At 30.8% G+C, this 26,778-nt stretch carries 23 protein-coding genes, 3 tRNA genes, 1 pseudogene and 2 riboswitches; all 27 genes and pseudogenes read right to left on the reverse strand.

Annotation, left to right across the window (positions count from 1 at the left end):
- Nucleotides 1-7: 7 nt before the first annotated feature.
- Nucleotides 8-271, reverse strand: coding sequence for an HPr family phosphocarrier protein (locus OREMA_RS0105250; RefSeq protein ID WP_018248235.1), 264 nt, complete (start codon nucleotides 269-271; stop codon nucleotides 8-10).
- A 326-nt stretch (nucleotides 272-597) separates the two neighbouring features.
- Nucleotides 598-2,628 carry a sigma 54-interacting transcriptional regulator gene (locus OREMA_RS0105255; protein ID WP_018248236.1) on the reverse strand — a complete coding sequence of 677 codons (2,031 nt, stop codon included), beginning with the start codon at nucleotides 2,626-2,628 and terminating at the stop codon, nucleotides 598-600.
- 51 nt (nucleotides 2,629-2,679) lie between these two features.
- Nucleotides 2,680-3,465, reverse strand: coding sequence for an IclR family transcriptional regulator (locus OREMA_RS0105260; RefSeq protein ID WP_018248237.1), 786 nt, complete (start codon nucleotides 3,463-3,465; stop codon nucleotides 2,680-2,682).
- A gap of 123 nt (nucleotides 3,466-3,588) precedes the next feature.
- Entirely contained in the window at nucleotides 3,589-4,320 is a 732-nt protein-coding gene (locus OREMA_RS0105265; RefSeq protein WP_018248238.1) for an NAD+ synthase, read from the reverse strand.
- A gap of 150 nt (nucleotides 4,321-4,470) precedes the next feature.
- Nucleotides 4,471-4,929: a hypothetical protein gene (locus OREMA_RS0105270; protein WP_018248239.1), complete on the reverse strand. Its 459-nt coding sequence runs from the start codon at nucleotides 4,927-4,929 to the stop codon at nucleotides 4,471-4,473.
- Nucleotides 4,930-5,033: 104 nt separating this feature from the next.
- Entirely contained in the window at nucleotides 5,034-5,549 is a 516-nt protein-coding gene (locus OREMA_RS0105275; RefSeq protein WP_018248240.1) for an ECF transporter S component, read from the reverse strand.
- A 27-nt stretch (nucleotides 5,550-5,576) separates the two neighbouring features.
- Entirely contained in the window at nucleotides 5,577-5,924 is a 348-nt protein-coding gene (gene panD, locus OREMA_RS0105280) for an aspartate 1-decarboxylase (RefSeq protein ID WP_018248241.1), read from the reverse strand.
- Nucleotides 5,925-6,156: 232 nt separating this feature from the next.
- Complete coding sequence (gene panC, locus OREMA_RS0105285; RefSeq protein ID WP_018248242.1) at nucleotides 6,157-7,008, reverse strand: pantoate--beta-alanine ligase; 852 nt, start codon at nucleotides 7,006-7,008, stop codon at nucleotides 6,157-6,159.
- Nucleotides 7,009-7,272: 264 nt separating this feature from the next.
- Nucleotides 7,273-8,079, reverse strand: coding sequence for a 3-methyl-2-oxobutanoate hydroxymethyltransferase (gene panB, locus OREMA_RS0105290; RefSeq protein ID WP_018248243.1), 807 nt, complete (start codon nucleotides 8,077-8,079; stop codon nucleotides 7,273-7,275).
- Between the two features lie 258 nt (nucleotides 8,080-8,337).
- Nucleotides 8,338-8,880, reverse strand: a complete 543-nt coding sequence (locus OREMA_RS0105295) for a folate family ECF transporter S component (protein ID WP_018248244.1) — start codon at nucleotides 8,878-8,880, stop codon at nucleotides 8,338-8,340.
- A 66-nt stretch (nucleotides 8,881-8,946) separates the two neighbouring features.
- Nucleotides 8,947-9,041, reverse strand: a riboswitch (THF riboswitch).
- A gap of 52 nt (nucleotides 9,042-9,093) precedes the next feature.
- Nucleotides 9,094-10,770: a formate--tetrahydrofolate ligase gene (locus OREMA_RS0105300; protein WP_018248245.1), complete on the reverse strand. Its 1,677-nt coding sequence runs from the start codon at nucleotides 10,768-10,770 to the stop codon at nucleotides 9,094-9,096.
- A 145-nt stretch (nucleotides 10,771-10,915) separates the two neighbouring features.
- A riboswitch (ZMP/ZTP riboswitch) is annotated at nucleotides 10,916-11,008 on the reverse strand.
- Between the two features lie 391 nt (nucleotides 11,009-11,399).
- Nucleotides 11,400-13,265 carry an ATP-dependent zinc metalloprotease FtsH gene (ftsH, locus tag OREMA_RS0105305; RefSeq protein ID WP_018248246.1) on the reverse strand — a complete coding sequence of 622 codons (1,866 nt, stop codon included), beginning with the start codon at nucleotides 13,263-13,265 and terminating at the stop codon, nucleotides 11,400-11,402.
- 96 nt (nucleotides 13,266-13,361) lie between these two features.
- The gene (hpt, locus tag OREMA_RS0105310) at nucleotides 13,362-13,910 is read right to left on the reverse strand and encodes a hypoxanthine phosphoribosyltransferase (RefSeq protein ID WP_018248247.1); all 549 of its coding nucleotides are present in this window, start codon (nucleotides 13,908-13,910) and stop codon (nucleotides 13,362-13,364) included.
- Nucleotides 13,910-15,316 carry a tRNA lysidine(34) synthetase TilS gene (gene tilS / locus OREMA_RS0105315; protein ID WP_018248248.1) on the reverse strand — a complete coding sequence of 469 codons (1,407 nt, stop codon included), beginning with the start codon at nucleotides 15,314-15,316 and terminating at the stop codon, nucleotides 13,910-13,912. The genes hpt and tilS overlap by 1 nt, the downstream gene beginning before the upstream one ends.
- Nucleotides 15,317-15,464: 148 nt before the next feature.
- Nucleotides 15,465-17,846 carry a stage II sporulation protein E gene (gene spoIIE, locus OREMA_RS0105320; protein WP_244871488.1) on the reverse strand — a complete coding sequence of 794 codons (2,382 nt, stop codon included), beginning with the start codon at nucleotides 17,844-17,846 and terminating at the stop codon, nucleotides 15,465-15,467.
- A gap of 369 nt (nucleotides 17,847-18,215) precedes the next feature.
- Nucleotides 18,216-18,292, reverse strand: a tRNA-Met gene (locus OREMA_RS0105325).
- A gap of 98 nt (nucleotides 18,293-18,390) precedes the next feature.
- Nucleotides 18,391-18,466, reverse strand: a tRNA-Met gene (locus tag OREMA_RS0105330).
- 105 nt (nucleotides 18,467-18,571) lie between these two features.
- Nucleotides 18,572-18,660 (reverse strand) — tRNA-Leu (locus OREMA_RS0105335).
- A 181-nt stretch (nucleotides 18,661-18,841) separates the two neighbouring features.
- Nucleotides 18,842-19,723, reverse strand: coding sequence for a Ppx/GppA phosphatase family protein (locus tag OREMA_RS0105340; protein ID WP_018248250.1), 882 nt, complete (start codon nucleotides 19,721-19,723; stop codon nucleotides 18,842-18,844).
- A gap of 2 nt (nucleotides 19,724-19,725) precedes the next feature.
- Nucleotides 19,726-20,295 carry a DUF501 domain-containing protein gene (locus tag OREMA_RS0105345; RefSeq protein ID WP_018248251.1) on the reverse strand — a complete coding sequence of 190 codons (570 nt, stop codon included), beginning with the start codon at nucleotides 20,293-20,295 and terminating at the stop codon, nucleotides 19,726-19,728.
- A gap of 172 nt (nucleotides 20,296-20,467) precedes the next feature.
- The gene (locus tag OREMA_RS0105350; RefSeq protein ID WP_018248252.1) at nucleotides 20,468-20,839 is read right to left on the reverse strand and encodes a S1 RNA-binding domain-containing protein; all 372 of its coding nucleotides are present in this window, start codon (nucleotides 20,837-20,839) and stop codon (nucleotides 20,468-20,470) included.
- A gap of 93 nt (nucleotides 20,840-20,932) precedes the next feature.
- Complete coding sequence (locus OREMA_RS0105355; protein WP_018248253.1) at nucleotides 20,933-23,086, reverse strand: Tex family protein; 2,154 nt, start codon at nucleotides 23,084-23,086, stop codon at nucleotides 20,933-20,935.
- A gap of 77 nt (nucleotides 23,087-23,163) precedes the next feature.
- Nucleotides 23,164-23,484 (reverse strand): FtsB family cell division protein, encoded by a 321-nt coding sequence (locus OREMA_RS17195; protein WP_018248254.1) that lies wholly within the window; start codon nucleotides 23,482-23,484, stop codon nucleotides 23,164-23,166.
- A gap of 69 nt (nucleotides 23,485-23,553) precedes the next feature.
- On the reverse strand, nucleotides 23,554-23,970 hold the full coding sequence (gene yabQ / locus OREMA_RS0105365) for a spore cortex biosynthesis protein YabQ (RefSeq protein WP_018248255.1): 417 nt from the start codon (nucleotides 23,968-23,970) through the stop codon (nucleotides 23,554-23,556).
- A 53-nt stretch (nucleotides 23,971-24,023) separates the two neighbouring features.
- Nucleotides 24,024-24,287, reverse strand: a complete 264-nt coding sequence (yabP, locus tag OREMA_RS0105370; protein WP_018248256.1) for a sporulation protein YabP — start codon at nucleotides 24,285-24,287, stop codon at nucleotides 24,024-24,026.
- Between the two features lie 110 nt (nucleotides 24,288-24,397).
- Nucleotides 24,398-24,583, reverse strand: a complete 186-nt coding sequence (locus OREMA_RS0105375; RefSeq protein ID WP_018248257.1) for a hypothetical protein — start codon at nucleotides 24,581-24,583, stop codon at nucleotides 24,398-24,400.
- 285 nt (nucleotides 24,584-24,868) lie between these two features.
- Nucleotides 24,869-26,037, reverse strand: a pseudogene (gene ltrA, locus OREMA_RS17200) (group II intron reverse transcriptase/maturase).
- Nucleotides 26,038-26,778 lie beyond the last annotated feature (741 nt).

A 26,778-nucleotide genomic window follows, 5' to 3' on the forward strand; every position in this document is an offset into this window, starting at 1 on the left:
CTCCTTTTTATTCTCCAAAACCACTTTCAACCAATTCAACTAATGCATCAACTGCTTCTTCAGCATCTGCTCCTTCTGCTTTAACTGTAATTTCTGTACTTTTACTGATACCCAAACTCATAATTCCCATAATGCTTTTAGCATTAACTTCATTAGCATCTTTAGCAATCTTAATATCAGCACCATATTTATTAGCCTCTTGAACAATCATAGAAGCTGGTCTAGCATGAATACCTGTTTCATTATTAATTGTAACCTTTTTTTCTACCATTGGAATCCCTCCATAAAAATTATTTTATTTTATTTGAATTTTTAACTAATAAAAATTGAGTAATTTAATTATTCACCAAATATATATTGCAATTATCATTCCAAAAAATAAAATCAAGACATATAATCTATAAAAAAGAAGAAAAATAAAGATAATAAGATTATAATATATATATTTTTATACCTTAGCTTATAAAGAATAAAAATAAATCTATATACTAATAAATAGCATATGACGTCTTTAGCAATCTATAAAAGAAGATAATATCCTTTAAAAGAGCCACTAGCTTGATATTAATTACCAGTTTATCTGATCTTTTTTACCAACTAATCTTTTACTAAGCCATACTTCCTTGCTTTAGCAGCTACTGTTTTATGAGTAACACCTAAAACCTTACCAGTGGCGTTAAAGCTTTTGTGTTTCTTTAAAGCATGTTTTATAATTTCCCTCTCATATTCTTCTAAACTAGCCACCTCTCCATCAGAATTTAAATTAATTAAAGAATTTTCGTTTTTATAATTATTTTTTAAATAATCAGGTAAATCTTCAACTTGAATTTCTAAATGATCAGTAAAATTAATTACTCTTTCAATTATATTTTGTAACTCTCTAACATTTCCTGGCCAAGAGTAATTTGTAAGAAGATCTATAGCTTCTTGGGAAATACTATCAACCTTTTTATTTAGCTTATCAGATAAGGTATGTAGAAAATAGTCGGATAAAAGAGGTATATCCTCCTTCCTCTCTCTTAAAGGCGGTAAAATAATTGGAATAACATTTAATCTGTAATATAAGTCTTCTCTAAAATCACCATCTTTAATCATCTCCTCTAAATTTCTATTAGTAGCTGTAATAACTCTAATATCTACAGAGATTCTATCTATACTTCCAACTCTTTCAAACTCTCTTTCTTGTAAGACTCTTAATAATTTTACTTGTAATTCAATTGATAATTCACCTATTTCATCTAAAAATATAGTTCCACCATCTGCTAATTCAAATTTACCTACTTTTTTATTGATTGCACCTGTAAAAGAACCTTTTTCATGACCAAACAATTCACTTTCAATTAAACTAGATGGTATAGCGGCACAGTTCACTCTGATAAAAGGTTTATCCTTTCTTGAGCTAGCATAATGAATAGCTTCAGCAACTAGCTCTTTACCCGTTCCACTCTCACCTCGAATCAATACAGTTGATGAAGTTTCAGCAGCCTTTGATGCTCTAACTAAAGAATCTTTTAAAACTCCACTTCTACCAATAATTCTTTTAAAAGATGAATCTAATTTCTTCTCTCTTTTTAATTCTTGTTCAAGATATTCTGCTTTGGCTGATAATTCTTTTAAATGATCTGCTAACTTTTCAATTTCTGTCTTCTTTTTTGATACTAGAACAACTCCATCAACTTCACCATCAACTTGTATAGGATAAATATTTGAAATAATGACTATATCATTATTTTTCTCACGGACAACACCAGTTATACCTTCTCCTGTATTCAAAACCTTCTGATAATTTTTATCATCATAGATCTCTTCAACGGGATAGCCTACAATATCCTCTTCATCTATATCAAGCATTTTAGAGTAAGTAGGATTAACATACTCTATTATTCCATCTTTATTGATTACACAGATACCATCCTGCACAGATTCCAAAATTAAATCTAATCTTTCTTTTAAAACTTTAACCTCTTTTAATTCTCCTGATAATCTCTCTAAAGTAGAAATATCTTGAAATACTGCTACAGCACCTATTATTTTATTATTATAAAAAATCGGTGTTCTATTGGCAATAATTGTAGCTTCGTTGATTTCTTGCCTTTTGCCAACCTCAGCTTCTCCGGAATCAATTATATATTTTAGCCTAGAATTAGGGATAATTGAATTTATCTCTTCACCAATCACTTTATTTGCTGATAATTCAGTAATTCTTTCAGCTGCAGGATTAAAGGCAGTAATTATACCTTCCTTGTCAACAATAATTACACCATTAGCAATATTGTTAAAGACTTTATCCATTGTTAAAGTTGCTTCTTGTAATAACTGATCTATTGTATCACGATTACTCTTATTTTCTAGATCAAACCTCCCCTTCAAAAACTCTACAAATTCAATTATAGATTTATCAGCATTATCTCCTTTGCTAACAACCAGCATCTCATCTTTATACTTAACATTAGTTGAAGTAACAGAAATTAAACTAGTAGCTGGTAAAAGATTCCCCTCATCTCTACCAATAAATAGTTTATCCTTATATTTATTTTGTAATTGGTTTGCTTTACGAACAATCAAAGCAGCTACTCTTGCATGTAAGCCTTTTTTATGCTCAAAAACTACACTTTGCTTTCTTAACATCTAATTTTCCTCCATATATAATTTATTATTCAATATTATAAAAATTATAGGCTAATTACTAAATTCTTTAATACCAATATCTCCAATATTCTTAGATATCTCTTCTGCCTTTCCTGTAACTAGTGGAATTAATTTAGTATATAAAAACTTATCAGTAATTCTTGTATTAGGACCTGAAACACTTATTGCAGCAATTACTTTTCCCGCTTCATTACGAATAGGTGCTGCAACACATCTAACACCTTCTTCCATCTCTTCAAAGTCAATAGAATATCCTTGCCGTCTAATTTGACTTAAATTCTTCTTTAATTTATCCATACTACTAATAGTTTCCGAAGTATATTTAGTTAGTTTAATATCTTTCAAAATACTTTCTAACTTATCTTCTTCTAAAAATGCTAATAAAACTTTTCCAGAACCCAAACAATGTGCAGGACCTTTACTACCAATATTAGCAAACATTCTAACCATATTAGTGGACTCAACTTGATCAATATAAACAACATCTCCACCATCTAAAATAGTTAAATTAGCTGTTTCATTGCATTCATCTACTATTTCCCGTAAATAAGGACGTACTACTGCCTTTAAATCCAAAGAGCTTTCTAAAGCGCTTGCAATCTCAAAGATTCTTAGCCCTAATTTGTATTTACCACTATCTTTTTCCTGTCCTACAAAACCTCTATGCATTAAAGTATGTAATAATCTGTGTACTGTACTAATATTTAAATTAGCCTTTTCACTAATCTGGCTCAAAGAAATAGGCTGGTTTTCTTCTACTAATATCTCTAAGATACTCAGTGATCTATCCACTGATTGAACTATACTTTTGCTCATCTATACATCCTCCGATTTTATATTATGAAATAATTATATCATCTTTTCCGTCATATGAAAAGGGAAAACCAAGCGATAAATCGCTTGGTTAAATCAAATACCTCTATTCAATTGCTTGAATAACTAAAATTTAGGAATAGGAATTGCTTCTAATTTATGTTTGTTCTTAGAGGATAAGTCGTCAACAATCTCTTTTACTCTAGGAGTAGCTTCTCCTGTTAAGATATATTTATCTAATTCTTCATATGTAATTCCCATTTCTGCTTCATCAGTTTGTCCTCCCCATAAACCTGCAGAAGGATCTTTAGTAATAATCTTCTCTGGAATCCCCAAAGCACTTGCAACTTCTCTAACCTCTAATTTCACTAAATTTCCTAAAGGAGCAATATCAATTCCACCATCACCATACTTGGTAAAATAGCCCACTTTCAATTCACTACGATTATCAGTTCCTACTACTAAACTATTTTTTATACTTGCATAATAATAAAGAGTAGTCATCCGCAACCTTGGCTTAATATTTGCCACAGCCATACTCTTTTCTACATCAGCTCTTCCTTCAATTGACTTTAATAACTGATCAAAAGTAGTACTTAAATCAACTACCTGATATGGAATAGCAAATTTTTCAGCTACCAACTTAGCATCTTTAGCATCTTGTGGATCACTATAACAAGGCATAATTACGCCAAAGGTATTCTCCGGGAAAGCCTTCTTACATAAGGTAGCTGTTACAGCAGAATCAATTCCTCCACTTAAGCCAACTACTACCCCATTACACCCAGCTTGTTTAACTTTCTTCTGTATCCATTCTACTAGTTTATCAACCATCTGATCATAATCTTTATTTAACATATCAACCCTCCAAACTCATAATAATAGCCAGATTGCTCTAAAGTAATTATAACACAAGTGAAATAATTTTAAAAAAGAAAAGGTTAAATCATGAGTGATGATCTTAAAAAACTAACTTCAATTCATCACTCATAATATAACTATCACTAACTAAATAAAGGGACTACTGACCCATTCAACAAATGACAATGTTGGAATCAAACCATCATCATCTAACTCATAAGCAAAGTCAAAAGAATTATGTAATTTCAAAGTAATCACTTTATCATCTCTATACACGAAATTAATCTCATTTTCTTTTTTGAAGATATGAAAATCTGGTTTTGTTATTTCTAATGCCAATTCTTCATCATTCTCAGAACCTGGAACATATAGCTTATACTCCACCATTAACATCATAAAACTCTCTTCTAAATTTACAGCCCTTAAAAAAGGTATTGGTTTAGAAATACCATGAGGATAACTCATATTACGAATTTGTGGAATTATACAATCTAGTAAAATACCATAACCTTTCTCTGGTAATAAATTATTCAATATATTTGTTAACTCTTTAAAATCAATCTCTTTACCATAATTATTATTTTGTCTAGTATGAAAGTTAGTCATAATATAATCTTCCCTCCTTTATATTAGAATACCATAAAAATATTCTTTATATTAATTAAATCAATATAAAAAAGAAAGATAATAATTTATAATTCAATCAAATATTAATCCAATCTAGCTCTATCTAAACCTTTAGCTATTGCTACTGTAATTAATACAGCTAAAACTACTTCTGCTAATCCATGGGTGATTGCAATCGTCAAAGCAGTTTCCCAATTCGGTAAATAATTTTTTACTACAGCTAAAGATAATACTCCTACAGTATTGGTCAAGGTACCAATTATAGCAGCAATACCCGCTCCACCTATTCTGTTTTTAACCATTTTATAGCTATAAGCAGAAAAAATCCCAATTAATATTCTTGGCAGAATAGCTATTACTGGATCTGAAAATAATACAGCTCCACCCCTTAAAAAGCTAAACAATCCAAAAATCAATCCTACAAACCCCCCAACAACAGGACCTTCCATAATAGCCCCAATAATAACTGGTATATGCATAATAGTAGCAGAACCTGCTGGAGTTGGAACCGGAATAAATCCTAATGGTGTCGAACCTAATAATAAAGAGATTGCTCCTAATATACCTATAATAGTTAACTGCCTTACTGTTATTTTCAATTTTATCCCTCCATAAAATTTTATTCTTTATTTTATCTTGTTATTTTCATCAACAAATACGATTTTAGGCTTTATTTCTTTAGCTTCTTTATCATCAATTAAAACATAAGAAATTATAATTAATACATCTCCAAGTTCAGCCTTTCTAGCAGCTGCACCATTTAAACAAATTACACCAGAACCTCTCTCGCCAGGAATAACATATGTTTCTAATCTTTCTCCATTATTATTGTTAACAACTTGCACCTTTTCATTAGGCAATATATTAGCTGCCTCCATTAATTCTTCATCAATAGTAATACTACCAACATAATTTAAGTTAGCCTCTGTTACCCTGGCTCGATGAATCTTAGATTTATACATCATCCTCATCATAGTCTATACCTCCATAAGATTATTAATTTAAGGTCACTAAATTATAAGTGTGAACTGATTAAAATTCAAATGTGACGTGATATAGAATATAAAGCGACACTTTTAGGTGCTAGGTGATAGGTCATAGGAGTTAGTAAGATCTTTCTATGTCCTAGCTCCTAACGCCTAACTCCAAAACTGTCGTTTTATCAATCTTAAGTTTTAATTTAAATTCACATAACTCTACTCCTATTTATTTTTCAACATCTAACATCAAATTATCAATCAATCTTGTCTGTCCTATATATACAGCTAAAGCAATCAAAATTTCACCTTCAATCTCATTAATCTCTTCTATATTGCTTTGCTTTACTATTTTAACATAATCAATTTCAGCTAACTCTTCCTGATTAATTAAACTTATTATTTCTTCTTTAATAAAATTAGCGTTCCTTTCTCCAGAAACAATTAATTTCTTTGCTAATTTTAAAGAACTGTATAATACCAAAGCAGCTTTTCTTTCTTCCTTATTTAAATATTTATTACGAGAACTCATTGCCAACCCGTCTTCTTCTCTTACGATAGGAACTGTTACTATTTTAATATCAAAGTTTAAATCATCTACCATCTTTTTAATTATCAAAACCTGTTGAGCATCCTTCTGTCCAAAATATGATCGGTCAGGGTTTACTATATTAAATAATTTACTAACTATAGTACAAACACCATCAAAATGACCAGAACGCGAACCCCCACAAAGCCTTTCATTCAAAGAATCTACCGTAACTGTAGTAAGCTCATCCTTTAAATAAATCTCTTCAACCTCTGGTGCAAAAATAATATCTACTCCTATTTCTTTAGCTAAGTTAACATCTCGCTCTAAATCTCTAGGATAATCTTCATAATCTTCTGTTGGCCCAAATTGAGTTGGGTTAACAAATATACTAGCAATCACTATATCATTATCCTCTTTAGCCTTTTTCATCAAAGTTAGATGACCTTGGTGTAAGTAACCCATAGTAGGTACCAAAGCAATACTTTTACCTTCTTTTCTTCTCGCTTTGACATACTCTCTAACCTCTGAGATCTTCTTCAAAATTTTCATCTACTCTTCTCCTTCCACTCCACTTCTGTACTTATGAAAATAAAACTCTATCATGAATAATCTCATTATAGATATCTAGTTAAATGAAACTTTATAGTTATAGAGCGACATTTTGGCCACTAGCTTATAGCTGTTAGCCTCTAGCTATTAGTATTATTTTTATAAGCTCTAAGCCAGCGACTAGTAGCCAATAGCCAGCAGCTAAAAATGTAGTAATTCTATAGCACCACATTTCAAATTTTAGTATAAATTCCTAAATATTCATTAAATAAAACTTTCATCTAAGCTAGGAAAGTTTCCATTTTGAACTTCCTCTTTATACTTTTTTAAAGCTTGCTTGATCTGATTATCTAAATCAGCATATCTTCTAACAAATCTAGGAGTAAAGTCTGATAATATTCCTAACATATCTTGAGTAACTAATACCTGACCATCACAATCCTTACCAGCACCAATACCAATAGTAGGAATGGATATTTTTTCAGTAACTTCTTTGGCTAATTTTGCAGGTATGCATTCTAAGACTAGAGCAAAAACACCAGCTTCTTCTAAAGCAAAAGCATCTTCGACTAACTTTTTAGCTGCTGATTCTTCTTTACACTGTACCTTAAATCCACCAAATTGATTAACCGACTGAGGAGTTAGCCCCAAATGACCCATTACTGGAATTCCAGCATTTATAGTAGCTTTAACCTCTTCTACTATCTCTTGACCACCTTCCATCTTTACAGCTGTTACTCCACTTTCTTTAATAATTCGTCCAGCATTCTGAACAGTCTGACTTATATTAGCAATTTTATAAGCCATAAAAGGTAAATCTGTCACAACCATTGCTCTTTTAATTCCTCTAGTAACAGCTTTACTATGATGAATCATATCTTCAATAGTAACCCCTAGAGTATCTTCATATCCTAAGACAACCATCCCTAAAGAGTCACCAACCAAAATAATATCAATACCTGTTTGATCAATTAGCTTAGCAGTTTGATAATCATAGGCCGTTAACATTGTAATCTTTTCTTTTAAGTCTTTCTTTTGTTGCAACATTTTAATCGTTACTTTATTTGTCACTTATATCACCTCATAGTAGTGATTAATTTTTAGTCAAGAAAACAAAAAACCTTCCTATCCTAAAAGGACAAGAAGGCTTATGTAATCATAATTAGACATAAATATATATAATAGATACAGTTATCCCAATCTATTAATCTCAATACCGTCTCGGTCCTCTAGGATCCAAGCGAAATATTCAATTATTTTTAATTCTAAAATAGTCAAACTCTTTATTATTATACTAATTAGTTTTAATAATTTCAACCACAAAAGAAATTAATTACTAATATCTTCAACTGAATTAATCTTAAGTTCTAAATCAATATCTAAACTAGATATTCTATTAACTAAAACTTTAATTACAAAAGCATATAAAGGTACATGTTGAAGTTGAGTAACTAATGCTGGATAAAACTTAACTCTAAAAGGAATTCTAAATAAAATATTAATAAAATAAGGTATCAAAATTACCGATGTAATCAATTGCCCTATTCCAACCGCTAATAAATAATGCCTAAACTTTAAAGGATTATTCTTCAATAACATAACAATAAACCCAGGTATTAATCCAGTTAAAATAGCTGTTAAAGTAAAATAAGGCATAAAAGTTCCAGTAGGTCTAAGAATAAATCCTAAAATATCTGTTATCCCACCTACAATCCCTCCTGAAATTGGTCCAAATAAAACACCTGCTAAAATCATTGGAAACCCAGTAAAACTTAAACCTAAATAAGGAATAGTAATTTTAAAGAATTTTAACATAACTCCTAAAGATACTAACAAAGCTAAATAAACAATTCTTTTCACACTAAATTTCATCTTATATCCTCCCTTAAGTAACTGGCAGCTTACCACACTTAAGAAAAGAAGATCTTCTCTTTAGTGTACAGCGAACGCGAAAGTAATACCGCAGATTTCACCTTTCGTCTTAAGACAACGTCCCATCCTTAAGCACTTAACGCATTACTTTCTACTCTGCCATTGTTGTTAGGTATTAGGCTCTAGGTACTAGGTTTTCCTATTACCTAGCTCCTAAAATAACCCTGTAATCTTTCCTGCTTCATCAATATCTATATTTTCAGCAGAAGGTCTTTTAGGTAATCCAGGCATTGTCATTACAGCTCCAGTTAATGCTACTAAAAAACCTGCCCCTGCTGATACATTAATTTTCCTAACAGTTACTTCAAACCCTCTAGGTCTTCCTTTTAAGCTTGGATCATCTGATAAAGATGCTGGTGTTTTAGCCATACAAATTGGCATCTTATCAAATCCATCTTTAACTAATTTAACAATATCTTTTTTAGCTTGTGAAGTAAAATTAACCTTATCTGCTCCATAAACTTCAGTAGCAATCTTAGTAATTTTATCTTCAATAGAAGTTTCTACATCATATAACACTTTAAATTCTGATGGCTTTTCTATAGCATCTAATACTTTCTCAGCTAAATCAATCCCACCATCTCCACCTTTAGCCCAAACTTGAGATAGAGCAACTTCTACACCTAACTCTTCACACCGCTTGCCAATCAACTCTAATTCAGCTTTTGTATCTGTTGGGAACTCATTAATAGCTACTACCATTGGTACACCAAATTTCTTTACATTCTCAATATGCTTCTCTAAATTTTCAAGGCCTGCTGCTAATGCACCTAAATCTTCCTTATCTAAGTTATTTTTATTTACTCCTCCATGTAATTTCAAAGCACGTGCAGTTGCAACTAATACAACAGCATCTGGAGCTAATTCTGCAAAGCGGCACTTAATATTAAAGAACTTCTCAGCTCCTAAATCTGCCCCAAAACCAGCTTCTGTTACTACATAATCAGAAGTTTTAAGTGCTAATTTAGTTGCCATAATACTATTACATCCATGAGCAATATTAGCAAAAGGTCCACCATGAATAAAAGCAGGTGTATTCTCTAAAGTCTGAACTAAATTTGGCTTAATAGCATCTTTTAATAATGCAGCCATCGCTCCAGCTACCTTTAAATCTCTAGCCCTTACTTTCTCACCATCATAACTATAAGCTACAACTATCTCACCTAATCTTTCTTTTAAATCTAATATTCCTTCTGCTAAACATAAGATAGCCATAACCTCAGAAGCTACAGTAATCATATATCCATCTTGTCTAGGTTGACCATTAGCAGTTCCACCAAGTCCTACTACAATTTCTCTTAAAGCTCGATCATTCATATCTACTACACGTTTGAAAGTAACTTTAGTTGGATCTATATTCAAATCATTTCCTTGTTTAATATGATTATCGATGGTTGCTGATAATAAATTATGAGCTATTCCTATTGCATGAATATCACCAGTAAAATGTAAATTAATATCTTCCATCGGTACTACTTGAGAATATCCTCCACCCGCAGCTCCACCTTTAATTCCCATACACGGTCCTAAAGAAGGCTCACGTAATGCAATAGCTGTATTCTTACCTATCTTATTTAAAGCTTGACCTAACCCTACAGTAGTAGTTGATTTTCCTTCTCCTGCTGGAGTTGGATTAATTGCTGTGGTCAAGATTAACTTAGCAAATTCTTCTTTTTCCATCAATCTCTGATAAGTTTCTAACTTAATCTTCGCTTTATAGTCACCATATAGTTCAATATCTTCCTCAGTTAATCCTAACTTTGCAGCTATTTCCTTAATATGTAACATCTTTGCCTCTTGTGCAATCTCAATATCTGATTTGTAAGCCATTTTATCTTCCCCCTTGTAGATTGTTATTATCTTTAATATTTCTTTATTCTTCTAAAGTTATCCTTTAAAATTAATTTCAATAGCTAAGTTAAAACTGAATATTCACTAAATAATAAAAGACCGCCTGAACAAATAGTGGATTTACACTATCTGCCCAGGCGGTCGGCTAATTCATTATATATATATCATAATCCCTTATGGTTAAACCCATAATTATCCGCCAGTCTTATGACCTCTTTTGCTTTGATTATAGCATAGATCTTTTTTATTAGTCAAGGATAATTCGAAAGAATTAAGTTTAAGTAATTCTTATTATAAGTTTTATTATTTTGCTTAAACTAGCTTATCTATCAAACTCTAAAATTATAATTTTAACACCTTGTACTAATATATAAAGTGATATAGTAGCATGATAATGCGACAGTTTCGGAGTTAGGAGTTAGGAAATGGGAGGTAGGAAGACCTTACTATCCCCTATGACCTAACTTCTATCACCTAAAAATGTCTCTTTATCCCCATTAAACGACACTATCTATATTAACTTTTGCGCCACATGCTAAAGCACTGTGGCTCATAATTTATAATTTCTTAAATCAAAAACCGCTAGTATAAATACTAGCGGTTTCAATTTACTCTTCACTATTATCTTTATCTTCTAAATCCCAGTAATCTTCTTCAAGATCATCATAGAAATCCGGTTTATATTTACTAATAATAGCTTTAATCTCTTTTCTATTTAAGGTTTCCTTCTCTTTTAATTCAGAAACCATATCTTCAACCATATCACTATTCTCTGATAAGATATCTCTAGCACTTTGATAGCATCTTTCTACCATATTTTTAGCTTCTTGATCAATTGATGCAGCTACATCTTCACTATAATTACGACTACGCGATATATCTCTACCTAAAAATACCTGTTCATTATGCTTTTGACCCAAGGTTAATGGACCAAGCTTCTCACTCATACCATAGTCAGTAATCATATTTCTGATTATCTTAGTAGAACGCTCTAAATCATTTTGAGCTCCAGTACTAATATCATCCAAGAAGACCTCTTCAGCTACTCTACCACCCAATAACATAGTAACTTTATCCAATAGTTCAGCCTTAGTTATAAAGCTTTTATCTTCTGTTGGAAGATTAATAGTAAATCCACCAGCTCTACCACGAGGAATAATAGTTACTTTATGGGTAGGATCAGCATTTTCTAATAGTTCTCCTAATAATGCATGCCCTGTTTCATGATAAGAAACAATATCTTTCTCCTTTTCACTAATTATTCTACTCTTCTTTTGTGGACCTGCAATAACACGATCAATTGCATCATCAAATTCTAACATACTAATTTTATCTTTATTTCTTCGTGCAGCCAAAATAGCCGCTTCATTAGCTAAGTTTTCCATGTCAGCTCCAGTAAATCCAGGAGTTCTACGGGCTAATACCCCTAAATCAACATCATCAGCTATAGGTTTATTTTTAACATGGATTTCTAAAACACCTTTTCTACCTTTATAATCAGGACGATCAACAGTTACTTGACGGTCAAAACGGCCTGGTCTTAATAATGCTGGGTCTAATACATCCGGTCTATTAGTTGCAGCCATTAAAATAATTCCTTCATTTGGCTCAAAACCATCCATTTCAACAAGCAATTGGTTTAGGGTTTGTTCACGTTCATCATGACCTCCACCTACACCAGCACCACGTTGACGACCAACAGCATCTAACTCATCAATAAAAATAATACATGGTGAGTTCTTCTTCCCTTGTTCAAATAGATCTCTAACACGAGAAGCACCTACACCCACAAACATTTCTACAAAATCAGAACCACTGATAATAAAGAAAGGTACACCAGCTTCTCCAGCAACAGCTCTAGCCATTAAAGTCTTACCTGTTCCTGGAGGACCCACTAACAATACACCTTTAGGTATCTTTGCACCTAATCTATTAAATTTATCAGGATTTTTCAAAAATTCAACAACTTCAACTAACTCTTCTTTAACCTCTTCATAATTGGCTACATCATCAAAAGTAACCCTCTTCTTTTCATCATCATGAAGTCTCGCCTTGCTTTTACCAAAAGACATCATCTTATTTCCGCCACCTTGCATCTTATTCATAATAAAGATCCAAGCAGCAATTAAGATAACTGTAGGTAGTAAATAAGCAAATAGCCCTGTCCACCAAGGTGGTTCAGGTTCAGGCCTTGTCTGAATATCCACATCATTTTCGTCTAAAATCTTTTCAACTTTGTCCATAGTACCAGGAATATATATATTGAAAGATTTTCCACTTGATGACTTGCCTTGAATTTTATTTTCTCCAATAGTTGTAACTTCTTTTATTTCACCAGCTTTTACCTTATTTATAAATTCACTATAACTAAGTTCTTCATTTGGTTGATTTGGCGCTATAATATATTGGGCTATTAAAACACCTATTGCTATAATTATCAAATAAAAACCTATACTTTTTGAAAATTTCTTCAACTATTAATCCTCCTTCCCAAAATAGAAAACTACAATTTCATATACTTTCACAATTAACAATTATATCATACTGTATAATTTATAGCAAATTGATTACTACCCCTCATAAAGTTCTGGTTCAGGAATGAAAATATATGGTATATTTCTATATTTTTCATCATAATCTAATCCATATCCTATTACAAATTCATTTGGAATTTCAAATCCATTCCAATCTGCCTCTACTTCTTTTTCTGTCCTACGTTCAGGTTTATCTAATAAAGTACAGACTTTAATACTCTTAGGCTTTCTAGTTTTTAACATATTAATCACATGCTTTAAAGTCAATCCAGTATCTATAATATCTTCTACTATTAAAACATGTTTATCTTCAATACTCTCCTCTAAATCTTTAATAATTCGAACATTTCCAGTACTAGTAGTTCCTCCTTCATAACTTGTAACATCCATAAAATCACAAGAAACAGGCAATTCAACTTGGCGTACCAAATCAGCCATAAAAATAAATCCACCTCTTAATATACAAACCATCACAATCTCATCGTCTTCATTATAATGATTAGTAATTGTTTTCCCCATTTCTTTAATTCTATCTTTCAATTGCTTCTCATCAATTAGTACTTCTTTAATCATTCCTTCTAGCACTATAACTCCTCCTTTAATATTTGAGTCTCAATCATTAGAATTTTTTCTGTTTCGTTTGTTATTTTAAATCTATTATCTACCCTTAATCCCCCTACCCAAAATATATCACCTTCTAAAGTTGTAAAGATAGGAATTTGATCTCTTTTATCAAGTGAAATCTTATTATCAATTAAAAAATCCTTTAATTTTTTACTTCCTTTCATACCTAAAGGATAAAAACGATCACCATCTTTACGTTGTCTTAAATAAAATTCTTCTCCTATCTTATCAAGATCAAAACAAGCAATTGATGGATTACTAAGGGTTTCTTGCCAGGAATAATTTTTATCACAAACTTTAGAATTAATCTGTAAACCTAATTTATGTAATTTCTTAACTCCTATGCTTAATTTATAATTAAAATAATCAATATCATCATCAGCTCTAACTGCAAAAATAATCTCATTATAATTTAATCTTACACTAATATCTTGTGGCAAATCAAGTTGACTACCTGTTTCAGAGTTTTTAATCAATTCTAAAACTAACTCCACATGATTATAATAAAGATCTTTATAATCTTTTTGCAAAAAGTTATAACTCTCTCTTATAATTCTTCTTTGTATTGCCAAATCTAAATCTAGTAATTCTTCTTTATCTAAAATTAATTTATCATCTACTTTAGATAAAGTAATCTCTTCTAACTTCTTAGTTGTATATCTAGTTAAAAACTTCTCTTCTTCTCTTAATAAATCTGCAGTTCTATTTAATGTAGCTATTAAATTATTATTATAATCCTTTTCTAAGCTCGGAATCAAATCTAACCTAACTTTATTTCTAAGGTAGATATCTTCAAAGTTACTCTTATCAATTCTTGGGTTTAATTGATGGGAAAAACAATAATTTTCTACTTCTTCTCTAGTCAGATCTATAAAAGGCCTAATAATCTTTCCTTGCCTAGGATAAATTCCACCCAATCCTTTTAGGCCAGCACCACGCAAAAATTTCATAACTACGGTTTCAGCTTGGTCATTAGCATGATGTCCGACAGCTATTTTATTAATATTAAACTTTTCAGTTAATTCAAAAAAAAACTCATACCTAACTTGCCTAGCTGCATCTTCAGGAGATAAACCCTCTTCTTGTTGATATGATTTTACATCATAGGCTTTGGTAGTAATGGGAATTTCCCATTCTCGTGCTATTTTTTCTACAAACCTAGCATCTTCTGCAGACTCTTTACCTCTAATCATATGATCTAAATGAGCAATATGTAAAGATAAATCATATTTATCCTTCAAACTTTTTAATACATGTAATAAAGCAAGGGAATCAGGCCCCCCTGATACCCCTATTAATACTTTATCTCCATTATTTAACAGCTTATATTTATTTATAGTATCTTCTACTTTAGTTAATAAACACATTTTTTATTAATTCTAAGTAAAGTTAAAAATAACTTAGAATTAACTCATCCCCCTCTAAAAGTTACATAATTAAAGAAATTAGAACCTAATCTTTAAATTTCAACATAAGTTTTGTATTTTCCTTCTTAAAACGAATATTTATTTTATCTTAACATTTATCTACTCGAATTACAAGTACAGTCATATCATCTTTTAGATTATTATTCTCCAGCTTAGCTTTATCTAAAATATATTGAGCTAATGATTGAGGATCATTAATCAAATTATTTTTAAGAACTTTTAATATCCATTCTTCTTTAATTGTTAAATTATGATTTGTATCTAATACTCCATCAGTCATCATAATAATTAAGTCTTTATCTTGTAATTGCAAGGAATTAGGTTGAACATCTATATTATTTAAAATTCCAATTGGCAAAGAAGTAGACTTGATCATACTAATATCAGAACCTCTTTTTATAAAACTGGAAGCAGACCCTACCTTAACAAACTCCGCCTGACCTGTAGCTTGATCAACATGTAATAAATCTAAAGTAGCAAAAGTATCTTCATGAGAACGAAGCCCCAATGTAGAATTAACCGTATGTAAAGAAAGTTCATAATCTAAACCAGCTTGTAACATCTTCTCTAATAAGTTAACAGCAAATCCACTCTCTCTAGAAGCTTTAGCTCCCACACCCATCCCATCACTTAAGATAGAAATAAATTTACCATCTTTTTGTTTGAAGAAAGAATAATTATCACCTGAAATATTCTGTTCTGAACTTAAAGTTGCCACTCCATAATCAAAGCTATATTTAGCACCAGGAGCCAACTGGCAAATACAATTTCTCTTATCTAATTCTGATCCACACTCATTCCAAACCAACTCCAAATTAACTCCTAATTTATTGTTAAGCAGGGGAATCATCTTTTTAATACATTTAGAATCACCATTACAGCTATTCTTTCTAATAGTATATTGTAATTCTTCATTATTATAATTAGTAGCTAAAACTTCTTTTACCATAAATCCATTATTCTCTAAAATACAATATATCTTATTTTCTACTTCATCTTCTGTTCTAATTTCTACAGTAAGTTCTTTAGATAATCTATCAATTACTTTAGACATCCCAACTAACTGATCTAATAATACCTTTTCACTATTTTCTAAGCGAGACTGCCAATAAGTATTCAATTCATACATTTTCATAAATTCATTTATTGCTGTAGCTAACTTAATTTTTTTAGTACAACTTATTGTCATAATCTCATCTAAATCACCCACTGTTACTTTACCCCTATTTTCAGCAATTAATAACAAATCAAACAAAGAATTATAAGTTTTATGAAAAGAATTCTTCCAACACGAATTATATAGATCACATTTAGAGCAGATCTTATCAGTCAGTATATCTAAAAAAGTTCCTATATTCTTTACTTCATCCTTCTCAACAACTCCTACTTCAGAAAAAGAGCTAGATAATTCTGCAAAAATACTAGAAAACTGCTCTATCCTTTGGGCAATAAAGGATTGTAACTTTCTATCTTCTAACCTTAAGCCTCTATACTTATCATCAGACAAAATATTAAAGGAAGGTAAAACTTTTTTAGGAGTTATTAATAATAGAATTCCTGCTATTATAGACTCAAAAACTATACCTGGAATATAATCTGATTTAGTAATAAAAATAATATAAATCAAGTTACTTAAAATAAATCCTATTACTACACCTAGCTTCTTCTGTTTTTTAAAATTGCCAGCAATAAAACCTCCCAGCGCATAAATACCAATTAAAGGGTCATAACCTAAATGAGAAATACTATATAAAAATCCTAATAAAACACCAGACATGGTAGCCAAACTAACCCCTGCTGTCAAAGCAACCACCATAACAAAATAATCTCCTAATAAGCGAACTATATTAATTCCTTTTATAACTTCAATAGGTAAATCAGCAATTAATAAACTTACTAATATAGCCATTAATGTCAAGCTAGTTACTGTTCTCTTATTCTTGTTCTCTATATAAATTAAAAAATCAGGTAATATCCTTAATGATAATAATGATATTAAAAAGATCAACAAAATTTCAGAAATTGCTGTAATAAAGGATGCTGTTGAAGAACTAATAAATACTTCAGGAAGTTGGCAAATAAAAAAACTTAAAGATGTTATTAATGAATATTTAATAGGCTTACATTCATTTAAACGCTTTAAAAGCAAAATCAAAATAATTATACTTATTATATACTTAGCTGATAATATCCCTAATTGACTAATATATCCCGATATTACCCCTAAAGTAATTAGAGAAGTTCGTGACAAACCTATTATCTTCTTATCATATTGATACAGAAAGATTGAAAAATAAACAAATCCTAAAGGCCTTAAATCTCCTAAAATAATAGCTCTACCAAATAAAAAACCAATCAAAGCTAGTCCCAAATTAACATAAGGCAAAGAATTCAATTTAATAGAAAATGAATGACCTTTATTATCTTTTGAAGTTAAATTATTCTTTCTCTGGTAAATAGGCAAATCCATAGATTCCAAAAAAACCACCCCTCGTTTCCATAAAATGTAATTCACAGTTTATTATACAACTTCTTAGATGGTTATTTTGTCGAGAAAAACAGAAGAGCGTTCAAAAAATTTAGACAAAAAATTATAATAACTATAAATAATAAAGAAAAGTTAAATATTTAGTCATAAATTAATAATATTTTAGCTGTTAACTTCTAGTTATTAGTTAGCTATTGTCTAGTGATTAGAACCTAATATATAAATCATTAATCAGCAAAAGTCATCTTATACAAATGTCAAGTTTCTATAGATATATGTACTAGTAAAATACAAAAAGATGCTATCTTAAAAGATAGCATCTACTCTATGTTTTGATTATTAAATTCATAATGGTAGCGGCGGAGGGACTTGAACCCCCGACTCTACGGGTATGAACCGTATGCTCTAGCCAGCTGAGCTACACCGCCACGGATATATAATTGAGAATTGATAATGTAGAATTGAGAATTAAATATCTTTAAGAACTTCATCCTCAATTTTCATTTCTCCATTCTCCATTGATTTTTGGTTGCGGGGGATGGATTCGAACCAACGACCTTCGGGTTATGAGCCCGACGAGCTACCAACTGCTCCACCCCGCGACATTTATTTAATTTATAATTAACAATTGATAATGTATAATTAAAATCTTTAAATCCAAGACCTTTAATCATCAATTATCAATTTTACATTGTTAATTATTAAAGTGGTACCGAGGGTCGGGTTCGAACCGACACGGGCATAAAAGCCCACCGGATTTTAAGTCCGATGCGTCTGCCAATTCCGCCACCTCGGCACAATCTTAGTTTGGGATGTTTTCCCCAAACGACAAGATTTATTATATTATATTAATCATATTTGGTCAAATAAAAAGCGATTCAAATAAATCAATTAGAATAAATTAAATTGTTATTACTCTTTATTTCTCCGCTAAAGTCAAGAATACTATTTTATTAAACAGATCAAAGTTAGATAACTTATCTACTAAAATCATAAACTAAACCTTCTAAAATACTAGCATCACTAACTTTAAGATATGGCTGGTCAACTAACTCCATTACCGTTAGTAAAATGATTATACCACCCAAAATAATATCAGCTCTCTTAGGATTTAATCCTATAACTTTTTCTCTCTCTTTTAGAGATAGCTTTTGCAATCTATCTAATATCTTCTCAATATCCCCTTTTAATAATTTAAATCCATGTACCAATTCTGAATCATATTCTTCTAAAGATTCTTTAATTGCTACTAAAGTAGTAACTGTTCCACCTACTCCAATCAGTTGTTCCACTTCTTGGTCTGTTATTACTCCACTCAACATTCTATAAGCCTCTTTCTTCATCGACTCTAAATCTTCCCCATAATTCTCTGATAATCTCACCGCACCTAGGTTAATACTAGTAAATTCTGACATTTTATTAGGCTTGCCAAATATAAGTTCTGTACTTCCGCCACCTATATCGATAGCTAATAATCTTTTTGATAATTTTTCTAAAGAAGAGGTTATTCCATAATAAGATAATCTAGCTTCATCAATTCCTTCAATTACTTCTATATCTATACCAACCTCTTTTTTAACCCTTTCTAAAAATGAAGCTTTATTAACCGCATCTCTAACAGCACTTGTAGCAACTGCAATAGTATGACCATTATAACTATCTATTATCTTTTGATATTCTTTCAGTGTTTTTATGGTTCTATTCATTGCATCTTCTTGTAAAAATTTATTTTTATGCACACCTTCTCCTAATCTAGGGGCTCTTAGTTCACTAACTAACTCTGTTAGCCCTTGCTTATTCTTTTCAGCAAGCAATAATCTAGTTGAATTAGTACCTATATCAATAGCACCTATTACCATTTCTAATCCTCCTCTGAACTACTACAATCTACACAACACTCTTCAATCTCTGTAGTTCCATACTCTTCTACAAGTAATTCATCCACCTTTTTTCCAACTGGATTGCTTTTATCAACTAAGTAATGTGCATAATGCGTATGTAAACATTTAATCCCGTCAAACTCTAAAATCCCCCCTACTCCTGAGTCTTTTAGTACTTTATATTGACCATAATTATTACTTTTTAACTCTTCTAATCTATCTTTATCAACTAAATTCAAACGATAATTAGCATAATTTTTATGAGCTTCTTCTAATTGTCTAGATAGTTCTTCATCTGACAATATTTCATCTTGAATCTCTTGAACTAGACCTTTACTTTCTAATTTAGAAATTCTATAGTTTAACTCTGGGCAAGTCAACCAGAAAGTAGTAGGAAAAATCCCCACTCTGTCTTTCTTCTCCAAAATAGGAGCAGTTACAATAACCTGTGGATTAGCATTTTTACACCTTGTAGCAATCTCAACTACATTTCTAGGTTTACGTCCTAATTGCTTCTCTAATATTTCTAAGTCTCTTTTAGTACATTTCATATCATCACCTCTTTTATTATCTACTATATAATATAAACAAACACCCTCAAATTATTGAGGGTGCTTTTAGAAAAATTTATAAATCAGCAAATTTAAATAGAATTCCTTCTATTATATGCATATTCTTTATAAAATAATCTACAATTTAACATAATTTTATATAAATCTATAATTATCTTACGTTTCCGCTTCTTTTCTCTAAGCTACGTCTTAAATCTTGTTGCTTTTCGCTACTTTCTTTTAAGAAATCGGACATCATATCATCAAAAGATTTCCTAGGGGCTTTTGTGAATTTTTTTCTTTTATTTTTATCTGATAATTGTTTGATAGATAAACCAATTTTACCATCATCATCAACAGATATTACCTTAACATTAACTTCTTCATTGACTTTTAAGTAATTTTTAACATCTTTAACATAAGCATCAGCAACCTCAGAAATATGAACTAGACCTGTTTCACCTCCATCTAATTCAACAAACGCTCCAAAATTAGTGATACCAGTTACAACCCCATTTACAACACTTCCAACCTCGATTGACATGCCTAAAAAATTCCTCCTCATAAAATTTTATATATTCTGCTATTCTATTAATCTCTTACATTATATAATACCAATTATAATGTGTCAAACAATTTAAAAGTTCATAGTCAAGGATATTCTTCCTCTATCCATATCAATCTCTAAAATTTTAACATTAACAATATCACCTATAGCTACAACATCTAAAGGATCTTTAACAAATTTATCACTTAATTTAGAGATATGAACTAATCCATCTTGCTTTACTCCAATATCAACAAAAGCACCAAAATCTACTACATTACGTATTGTACCTTGTAATATCATACCACTCTTTAAATCCTCCATCTTTAGAACATCTGTTCTAAAGATAGGCTTTGGTAATTCCTCTCTAGGATCACGATCTGGCTTTAACAAAGAAGATCTAATATCCTTTAATGTTGGCAAACCAACCTCTACTTCCTCAACTAATTTACTTAAGTCTAAGTTTTTAAGCTTGTTTTGCAATTCAACTAAAGATTCTCTATTTATTAGATCATTAAGATTAGCACCTATTTTCTCTAATAATTCTTTGGCTATATGATATGATTCAGGATGAATAGCAGTTTGATCTAATGGGTTACACCCTTCCCGAATCTTTAAAAAACCTGCTGCTTGAGTAAATGTCTTAGGTCCTAAACGATAAACTTCTTTTAACTCTTCTCGAGTATTGAACTTACCATTCTCTTCTCTATATTTTATTATATTCTTAGCCACATTAGAATTAATTCCTGAAACATATTCTAACAACGCACTAGAAGCAGTATTTAAATCTACTCCCACATAATTTACTACTGATTCTACAACATCTGTTAAAGAAGTCTCTAATTTAGATTGAGTAACATCATGTTGATACATTCCTACGCCTATATGCTTAGGATTAATCTTAACTAATTCAGCTAAAGGATCTTGTAATCTTCGACCAATTGAAATAGCTCCTCTTATTGATACATCTAACTCTGGGAACTCTTTCCCTGCCAACTTAGAAGCAGAGTACACTGAAGCACCAGCTTCATTAACAATAATATATTTTAAATCAACCTCTAATTCTTCTATTAATTCCACTACTAAGCTTTCTGTTTCTCGACAAGCAGTTCCATTCCCAATAGAGATTATATCTATATCATATTTTTGAATCAACTTAGATAATTTAACTTTAGCTGACTCAAAATCCTTTTGCGGGGGATGAGGATAAATTGTACCATATTCTAATAAAGCACCTACTTCATCCAAAGTAGCCACTTTACAACCAGTTCTAAACCCAGGATCAATAGCTAAAACTCTAACTTTAGATAATGGTGGCTGTAATAATAAATTTCTTAAATTTTTAGCAAAGACATTAATAGCATGTTCCTCAGCCTCATCGGTTAAATAGCTTCTTACCTCTCTTTCAATAGCAGGTGCAATCAACCTACTATATCCATCTTCAATTGCTTTTTCTATCTCTTCTCTAAAAATAGACTCTCTTAAAATGAAATTTTCTTTTAGCTTATTAATAATTTCTTCTTCTATAGTATCTACTTTAACCCTTAAAATATCTTCTTTCTCTCCACGATTAATAGCCAGAGTACGGTAAGGAGGTACTTTTTTGATAGCCTCTTGGTAATCATAGTATATCTCATAATTACTTACATCTTCTGTTTTCCCTTCAGAAATTAACTTAGCATATTCAAAAGTTAATTCTCTAGCTGCTTTCCTACTATATGGATCATCTGCAACATATTCTGCTATAATATCTCGAACTCCCTGTAAGACATCTTCAATATTATTTAATTCTTTTTTATCATCTAAAAATTCCTGAGCTAGCTTTTTAATAGAACTATAATTAGGATCTTGGCTTAAGAAGGTCTCTGCTAATGGCTCTAATCCTTTTTCTCTAGCTTTACTTGCTCTTGTCTTCCTTTTTTTCTTATATGGTCTATATAAATCTTCTACCTTTTGTAATTTACTTGCTTGTTTAATTTTAATTTTTAATTCTTCATTTAACTTGCCTTGTTTCTTAATGGCATTAATTACTTCTGCTTTTCTCTCTTCTAAATTTCTTAAATAGCTCAGTCTATCTGCTAAATCCCTTAATTGATTTTCATCTAAGCTACCAGTAATCTCTTTTCTATATCTAGCAATAAAAGGGATAGTATTGCCATCATCAAATAACTCAACTGTATTCTTGACTTGTCCAACTTTTAGGTTCAACTCTTCTGCTAATTGTTGTTCTAAATTAAAACTCACTTTATTACCTCCAATTAAACTTATCAATTTAATATAAAAATGCTTTTAATTTATAAATATTATCTATTCAAATAAAATTATTCCTCTACTAATATATACAATATTTCTCCCTTTTTGACTAACCCTAATTCTTCTCTAGCCACTCTTTCTATAAATCCTTCAGAATGTATATGCTCAATCTGTTCTTTCAAATCCTTTTTGCTTTTATCTAAAACTCTAATTTCTGCTTCCAAAGATGCTATTTTAGATTCCATTATCTTCTTTTCTTGATATCCCTGATAAAAATTATAAATAATACTCAATAAACAAAATATTAAAGCAAAAATAATAAAACGTTTAAGCTTAACTAGTTTTGAAGAATCTTTACTTTTATTTTGAAGCTGTTTTTGTTTTATCACGATTAACTCTCCTATCTTATCATATGAATTATACTATCTTTTTCTTCATTTTTATTATCTTTCCTGCAATCATCCTTTAAATATGCTTATAATCCATTTTTTAGATCTAAAAACTAATATTTTTAATTTTTTATAACTCCATACAATTATACCTTTAATCTTATTATAACAAGAATATATTAGAACTAACACCTTTGAAAAAAACAGAATAATAAAATTACTCAAAAAATAGTAATAAATTATCTGCCCTAAGATAACTCCTAAAAAAATATATATCCTTATTAATCCGTCATTACTATAAATAAGAGTAAGAAAAATAATTAACATAGTAAATAAACAAAATAATAAATCAAATATATCTGTAATAATCCTTTTTAGATTTAAATTACCTCTTAACACACGATAAAAATCAAAAAAAACACCAATTATCAATCCTATAATAATCATATTTAAAAAAGTAAAAAATTGCAAATTCAAGGAGACCATATTATTACCTCCTAATAAAGCAAAAATAAAAATTAAAGTTCTACACTAAAAACTTACTTGAATAACCTCTTAAAAAAACCTTCTGCCTTAGTTTCTTGGTCATAACGTAAGTCTGTAATATAACCATTGACTAATAACTGAGAATTTTCTAAGTCTAACTGTTTGATATGCAAATCTTCTCCTTGAATTATTAACTTCCCCATATTACTTTCTAATAAAATTTCATTCTCACTAAAATTAATAACCTCAGTAACTCCAACTAACTCCAAATGTTTTCTGTCCGATAAAGTTAATTTTTGTTCTTTAATGTTAGACATATAATCCCCTCCTTCTTATTTATCTAATATGTATGAGAAATAAAATAAATCTATTCCTACCTCCTATAAATTAGATTATAATAAAAAGCTTTCAGCATTTGCTGAAAGCTTTAATAAGGATAATAATCATCATTCCAAGGCAAATCATATTTATATTCTTTAGAAAGATTGTCTAAGCGTTTTGTATTACTTTTAGAAGTAGAATCAAAATCGCCTTGCTGAAAAAACCAATTATCTAATTCTTCATCATACCTACAATCAATAAATTGATCAAATTCTCCCTTTCTACTTCTCATCTACTCACCTCTTATTAGAATAAATATTATAACCACTTGAAAAATTATTTTTATAACAACAACTACTCTTAGTTTATCATATTAATTAATTTTTTAATCAAAGAAGTCCACATATTTATATAATAAATTGATTCCAAAAAATAAAGTAGGACCAGCCTCACGGCTGGGACCCCTTGTCAAACTGTACGTACGGTTTTCCCGTATACAGCTTTCGGTTATTGGTGCTCCTTATCAGAGAGTAAGTCTTCGACTCTATGTTACCATAGATGTATATTTTACCCTTAATTAGAGCACATCAGTAAGTAATGATTGAAGTCCTTTATCTCTTAGATAACTATTTGAAAAGCGATAATTTTGATACATTATCGCCTTTTTCTTTTCGATAAACGAACGCATTCTCATTCTAATCCATTTATCCAACCTCGTAAACAAAGTCTTCACATTTCCTATCTTGAAATAGTTACCCCAACCTCTCAAAACTGGATTTAATTTTGCAATTATTACTTCTACAGGAAAAGGTCTAGTTCTTCTAGTAATCTTTCTTACTTTGTTTTTGAATTTTGTTATTGCTTTATCTTTAGGTCTCTTGTATTCAGAATGGTGAAATTTGAATCCTAGAAATTCAAATCCATCATAAAAGTTAGTTACTACCGTCTTACGAGGATGAAGTTTCAACTTCAATTCATCCTCTATAATTTTACGGGTAACTTTTAACGCTCTCTTTGCTTTGCGCTTATTTTTAGTTAAGATTACAAAGTCGTCAGCAAAGCGGACTATTTTGTAACCTCGACGAGTCATTTTCTTATCAAAGTAATGTAAATAGATATTAGCTAATAGAGGAGAGATGACACCTCCTTGAGGTGTCCCTTCTCTAGTTTCTTCTCTACCTTCTTCAGTCATAACTCCAATTGTCAGCCATGACCTGATAATATCTAATACCCAACCATCACTTATATATTCCGCTATAAAATCCATTAATAACTCATGGTCTATAGTATCAAAATAAGATTTAATGTCTGCGTCTACCACCCAGTAGTAACCTTGTTCTTTTCTTTATATTTCTCTATCTTTTCTATCGCATCGTGAGCAGACCTATTAGGTCTGAAACCAAAGGAACATTCACAAAATTCTCGCTCAAAGTATATTTCTAGTACTTGCCTCACTGCTTGTTGAGCAATTCTATCTTTGATTACTGGAATACCTAGTGGTCTCTTTTCTCCATTTCCTTTGGAAATGTACGTCCGTAACACTGGTAATGGCTCGTAAGTATTCTCTATCAGCTGTCTATGAAGTTCTCGCATATTCATCTTGTAATTATTTTTAAACTCTTCTATGCTTACATTATCAACTCCACCACAGCCACCATTATCCAGTACTTTTTGTCCTGCAATATATAAGTGAAATTTCTTTGTGATTTTATCCTTCAAACTATATAGAGTTCGAAATTTTAACACCTATCCTAACTTCACTACTTACTAGTTCTTCCTGTCTCACCTTAATATCTTAATCCCTATATTCATAGCACTCCTGAGCACGTCTCTAAGCTCTCACCAATCGCACCTCTCAGTTTACCATTACTTAGGTTATGGTGTTCTCTAGGTTATCCATACTTTACAGTTATGATTTCCTGTTTGTAATTCTACTAGAACCCACTATAGTACTAGTGTTTAAACCACTCAAAATTAAGATATCATTAGTAATCAAATCTTAAACTTCAATAACCTAGATATCCTTCGCTATAATCAACTTTCGTTGATTTTTTTTCTCACTACTATGATATCTTCTGAACTCTAATATATCATCACTCTGGCTTTCCTGTTGGAGTTATACCATCACTTATCTCTATAGATTTCTATAAAGAATTATATTAGAGATTCCCTCGGTCAATTACGTAAACCCTACAATCATTCCGACCCTAATCACACCTAGTTTTCTAACATGGGCACTTCCAGTTACACGTATTTACCAGCGCTACCTGTCTCTCCTTTGTACAGAGCCCCAAGCTAACATTGGACTTCCCCGTTTTTATGGCGGGTCGCCAAAGCTAAATGCCACCTCTGGTTCACATATTGTTCCGGACTGATTGCTCATCTCAAACTCTTCAGATTCTACCTCACGGTAGACACCCTGCTACTGTTGATTTCACACACCGTACTGGCGAAAACAGCATGGATAGGATTTTCACCTACTGTTTA

Source organism: Orenia marismortui DSM 5156, assembly GCF_000379025.1.
Classification (GTDB): Bacteria; Bacillota; Halanaerobiia; order Halobacteroidales; family Halobacteroidaceae; genus Orenia; species Orenia marismortui.

Coding starts and splice junctions, on each gene's coding strand:
- OREMA_RS0105250 (WP_018248235.1), bottom strand. CDS start 271: ATGGTAGAAAAAAAGGTTACAATTAATAATGAAACAGGTATTCATGCT.
- OREMA_RS0105255 (WP_018248236.1), bottom strand. CDS start 2,628: ATGTTAAGAAAGCAAAGTGTAGTTTTTGAGCATAAAAAAGGCTTACAT.
- OREMA_RS0105260 (WP_018248237.1), bottom strand. CDS start 3,465: ATGAGCAAAAGTATAGTTCAATCAGTGGATAGATCACTGAGTATCTTA.
- OREMA_RS0105265 (WP_018248238.1), bottom strand. CDS start 4,320: ATGTTAAATAAAGATTATGATCAGATGGTTGATAAACTAGTAGAATGG.
- OREMA_RS0105270 (WP_018248239.1), bottom strand. CDS start 4,929: ATGACTAACTTTCATACTAGACAAAATAATAATTATGGTAAAGAGATT.
- panD (WP_018248241.1), bottom strand. CDS start 5,924: ATGATGAGGATGATGTATAAATCTAAGATTCATCGAGCCAGGGTAACA.
- panC (WP_018248242.1), bottom strand. CDS start 7,008: ATGAAAATTTTGAAGAAGATCTCAGAGGTTAGAGAGTATGTCAAAGCG.
- OREMA_RS0105295 (WP_018248244.1), bottom strand. CDS start 8,880: ATGAAATTTAGTGTGAAAAGAATTGTTTATTTAGCTTTGTTAGTATCT.
- OREMA_RS0105300 (WP_018248245.1), bottom strand. CDS start 10,770: ATGGCTTACAAATCAGATATTGAGATTGCACAAGAGGCAAAGATGTTA.
- tilS (WP_018248248.1), bottom strand. CDS start 15,316: ATGTGTTTATTAACTAAAGTAGAAGATACTATAAATAAATATAAGCTG.
- spoIIE (WP_244871488.1), bottom strand. CDS start 17,846: ATGGATTTGCCTATTTACCAGAGAAAGAATAATTTAACTTCAAAAGAT.
- OREMA_RS0105340 (WP_018248250.1), bottom strand. CDS start 19,723: ATGGTAATAGGTGCTATTGATATAGGTACTAATTCAACTAGATTATTG.
- OREMA_RS0105345 (WP_018248251.1), bottom strand. CDS start 20,295: ATGAAATGTACTAAAAGAGACTTAGAAATATTAGAGAAGCAATTAGGA.
- OREMA_RS0105350 (WP_018248252.1), bottom strand. CDS start 20,839: ATGTCAATCGAGGTTGGAAGTGTTGTAAATGGGGTTGTAACTGGTATC.
- yabQ (WP_018248255.1), bottom strand. CDS start 23,970: ATGGTCTCCTTGAATTTGCAATTTTTTACTTTTTTAAATATGATTATT.
- yabP (WP_018248256.1), bottom strand. CDS start 24,287: ATGTCTAACATTAAAGAACAAAAATTAACTTTATCGGACAGAAAACAT.
- OREMA_RS0105375 (WP_018248257.1), bottom strand. CDS start 24,583: ATGAGAAGTAGAAAGGGAGAATTTGATCAATTTATTGATTGTAGGTAT.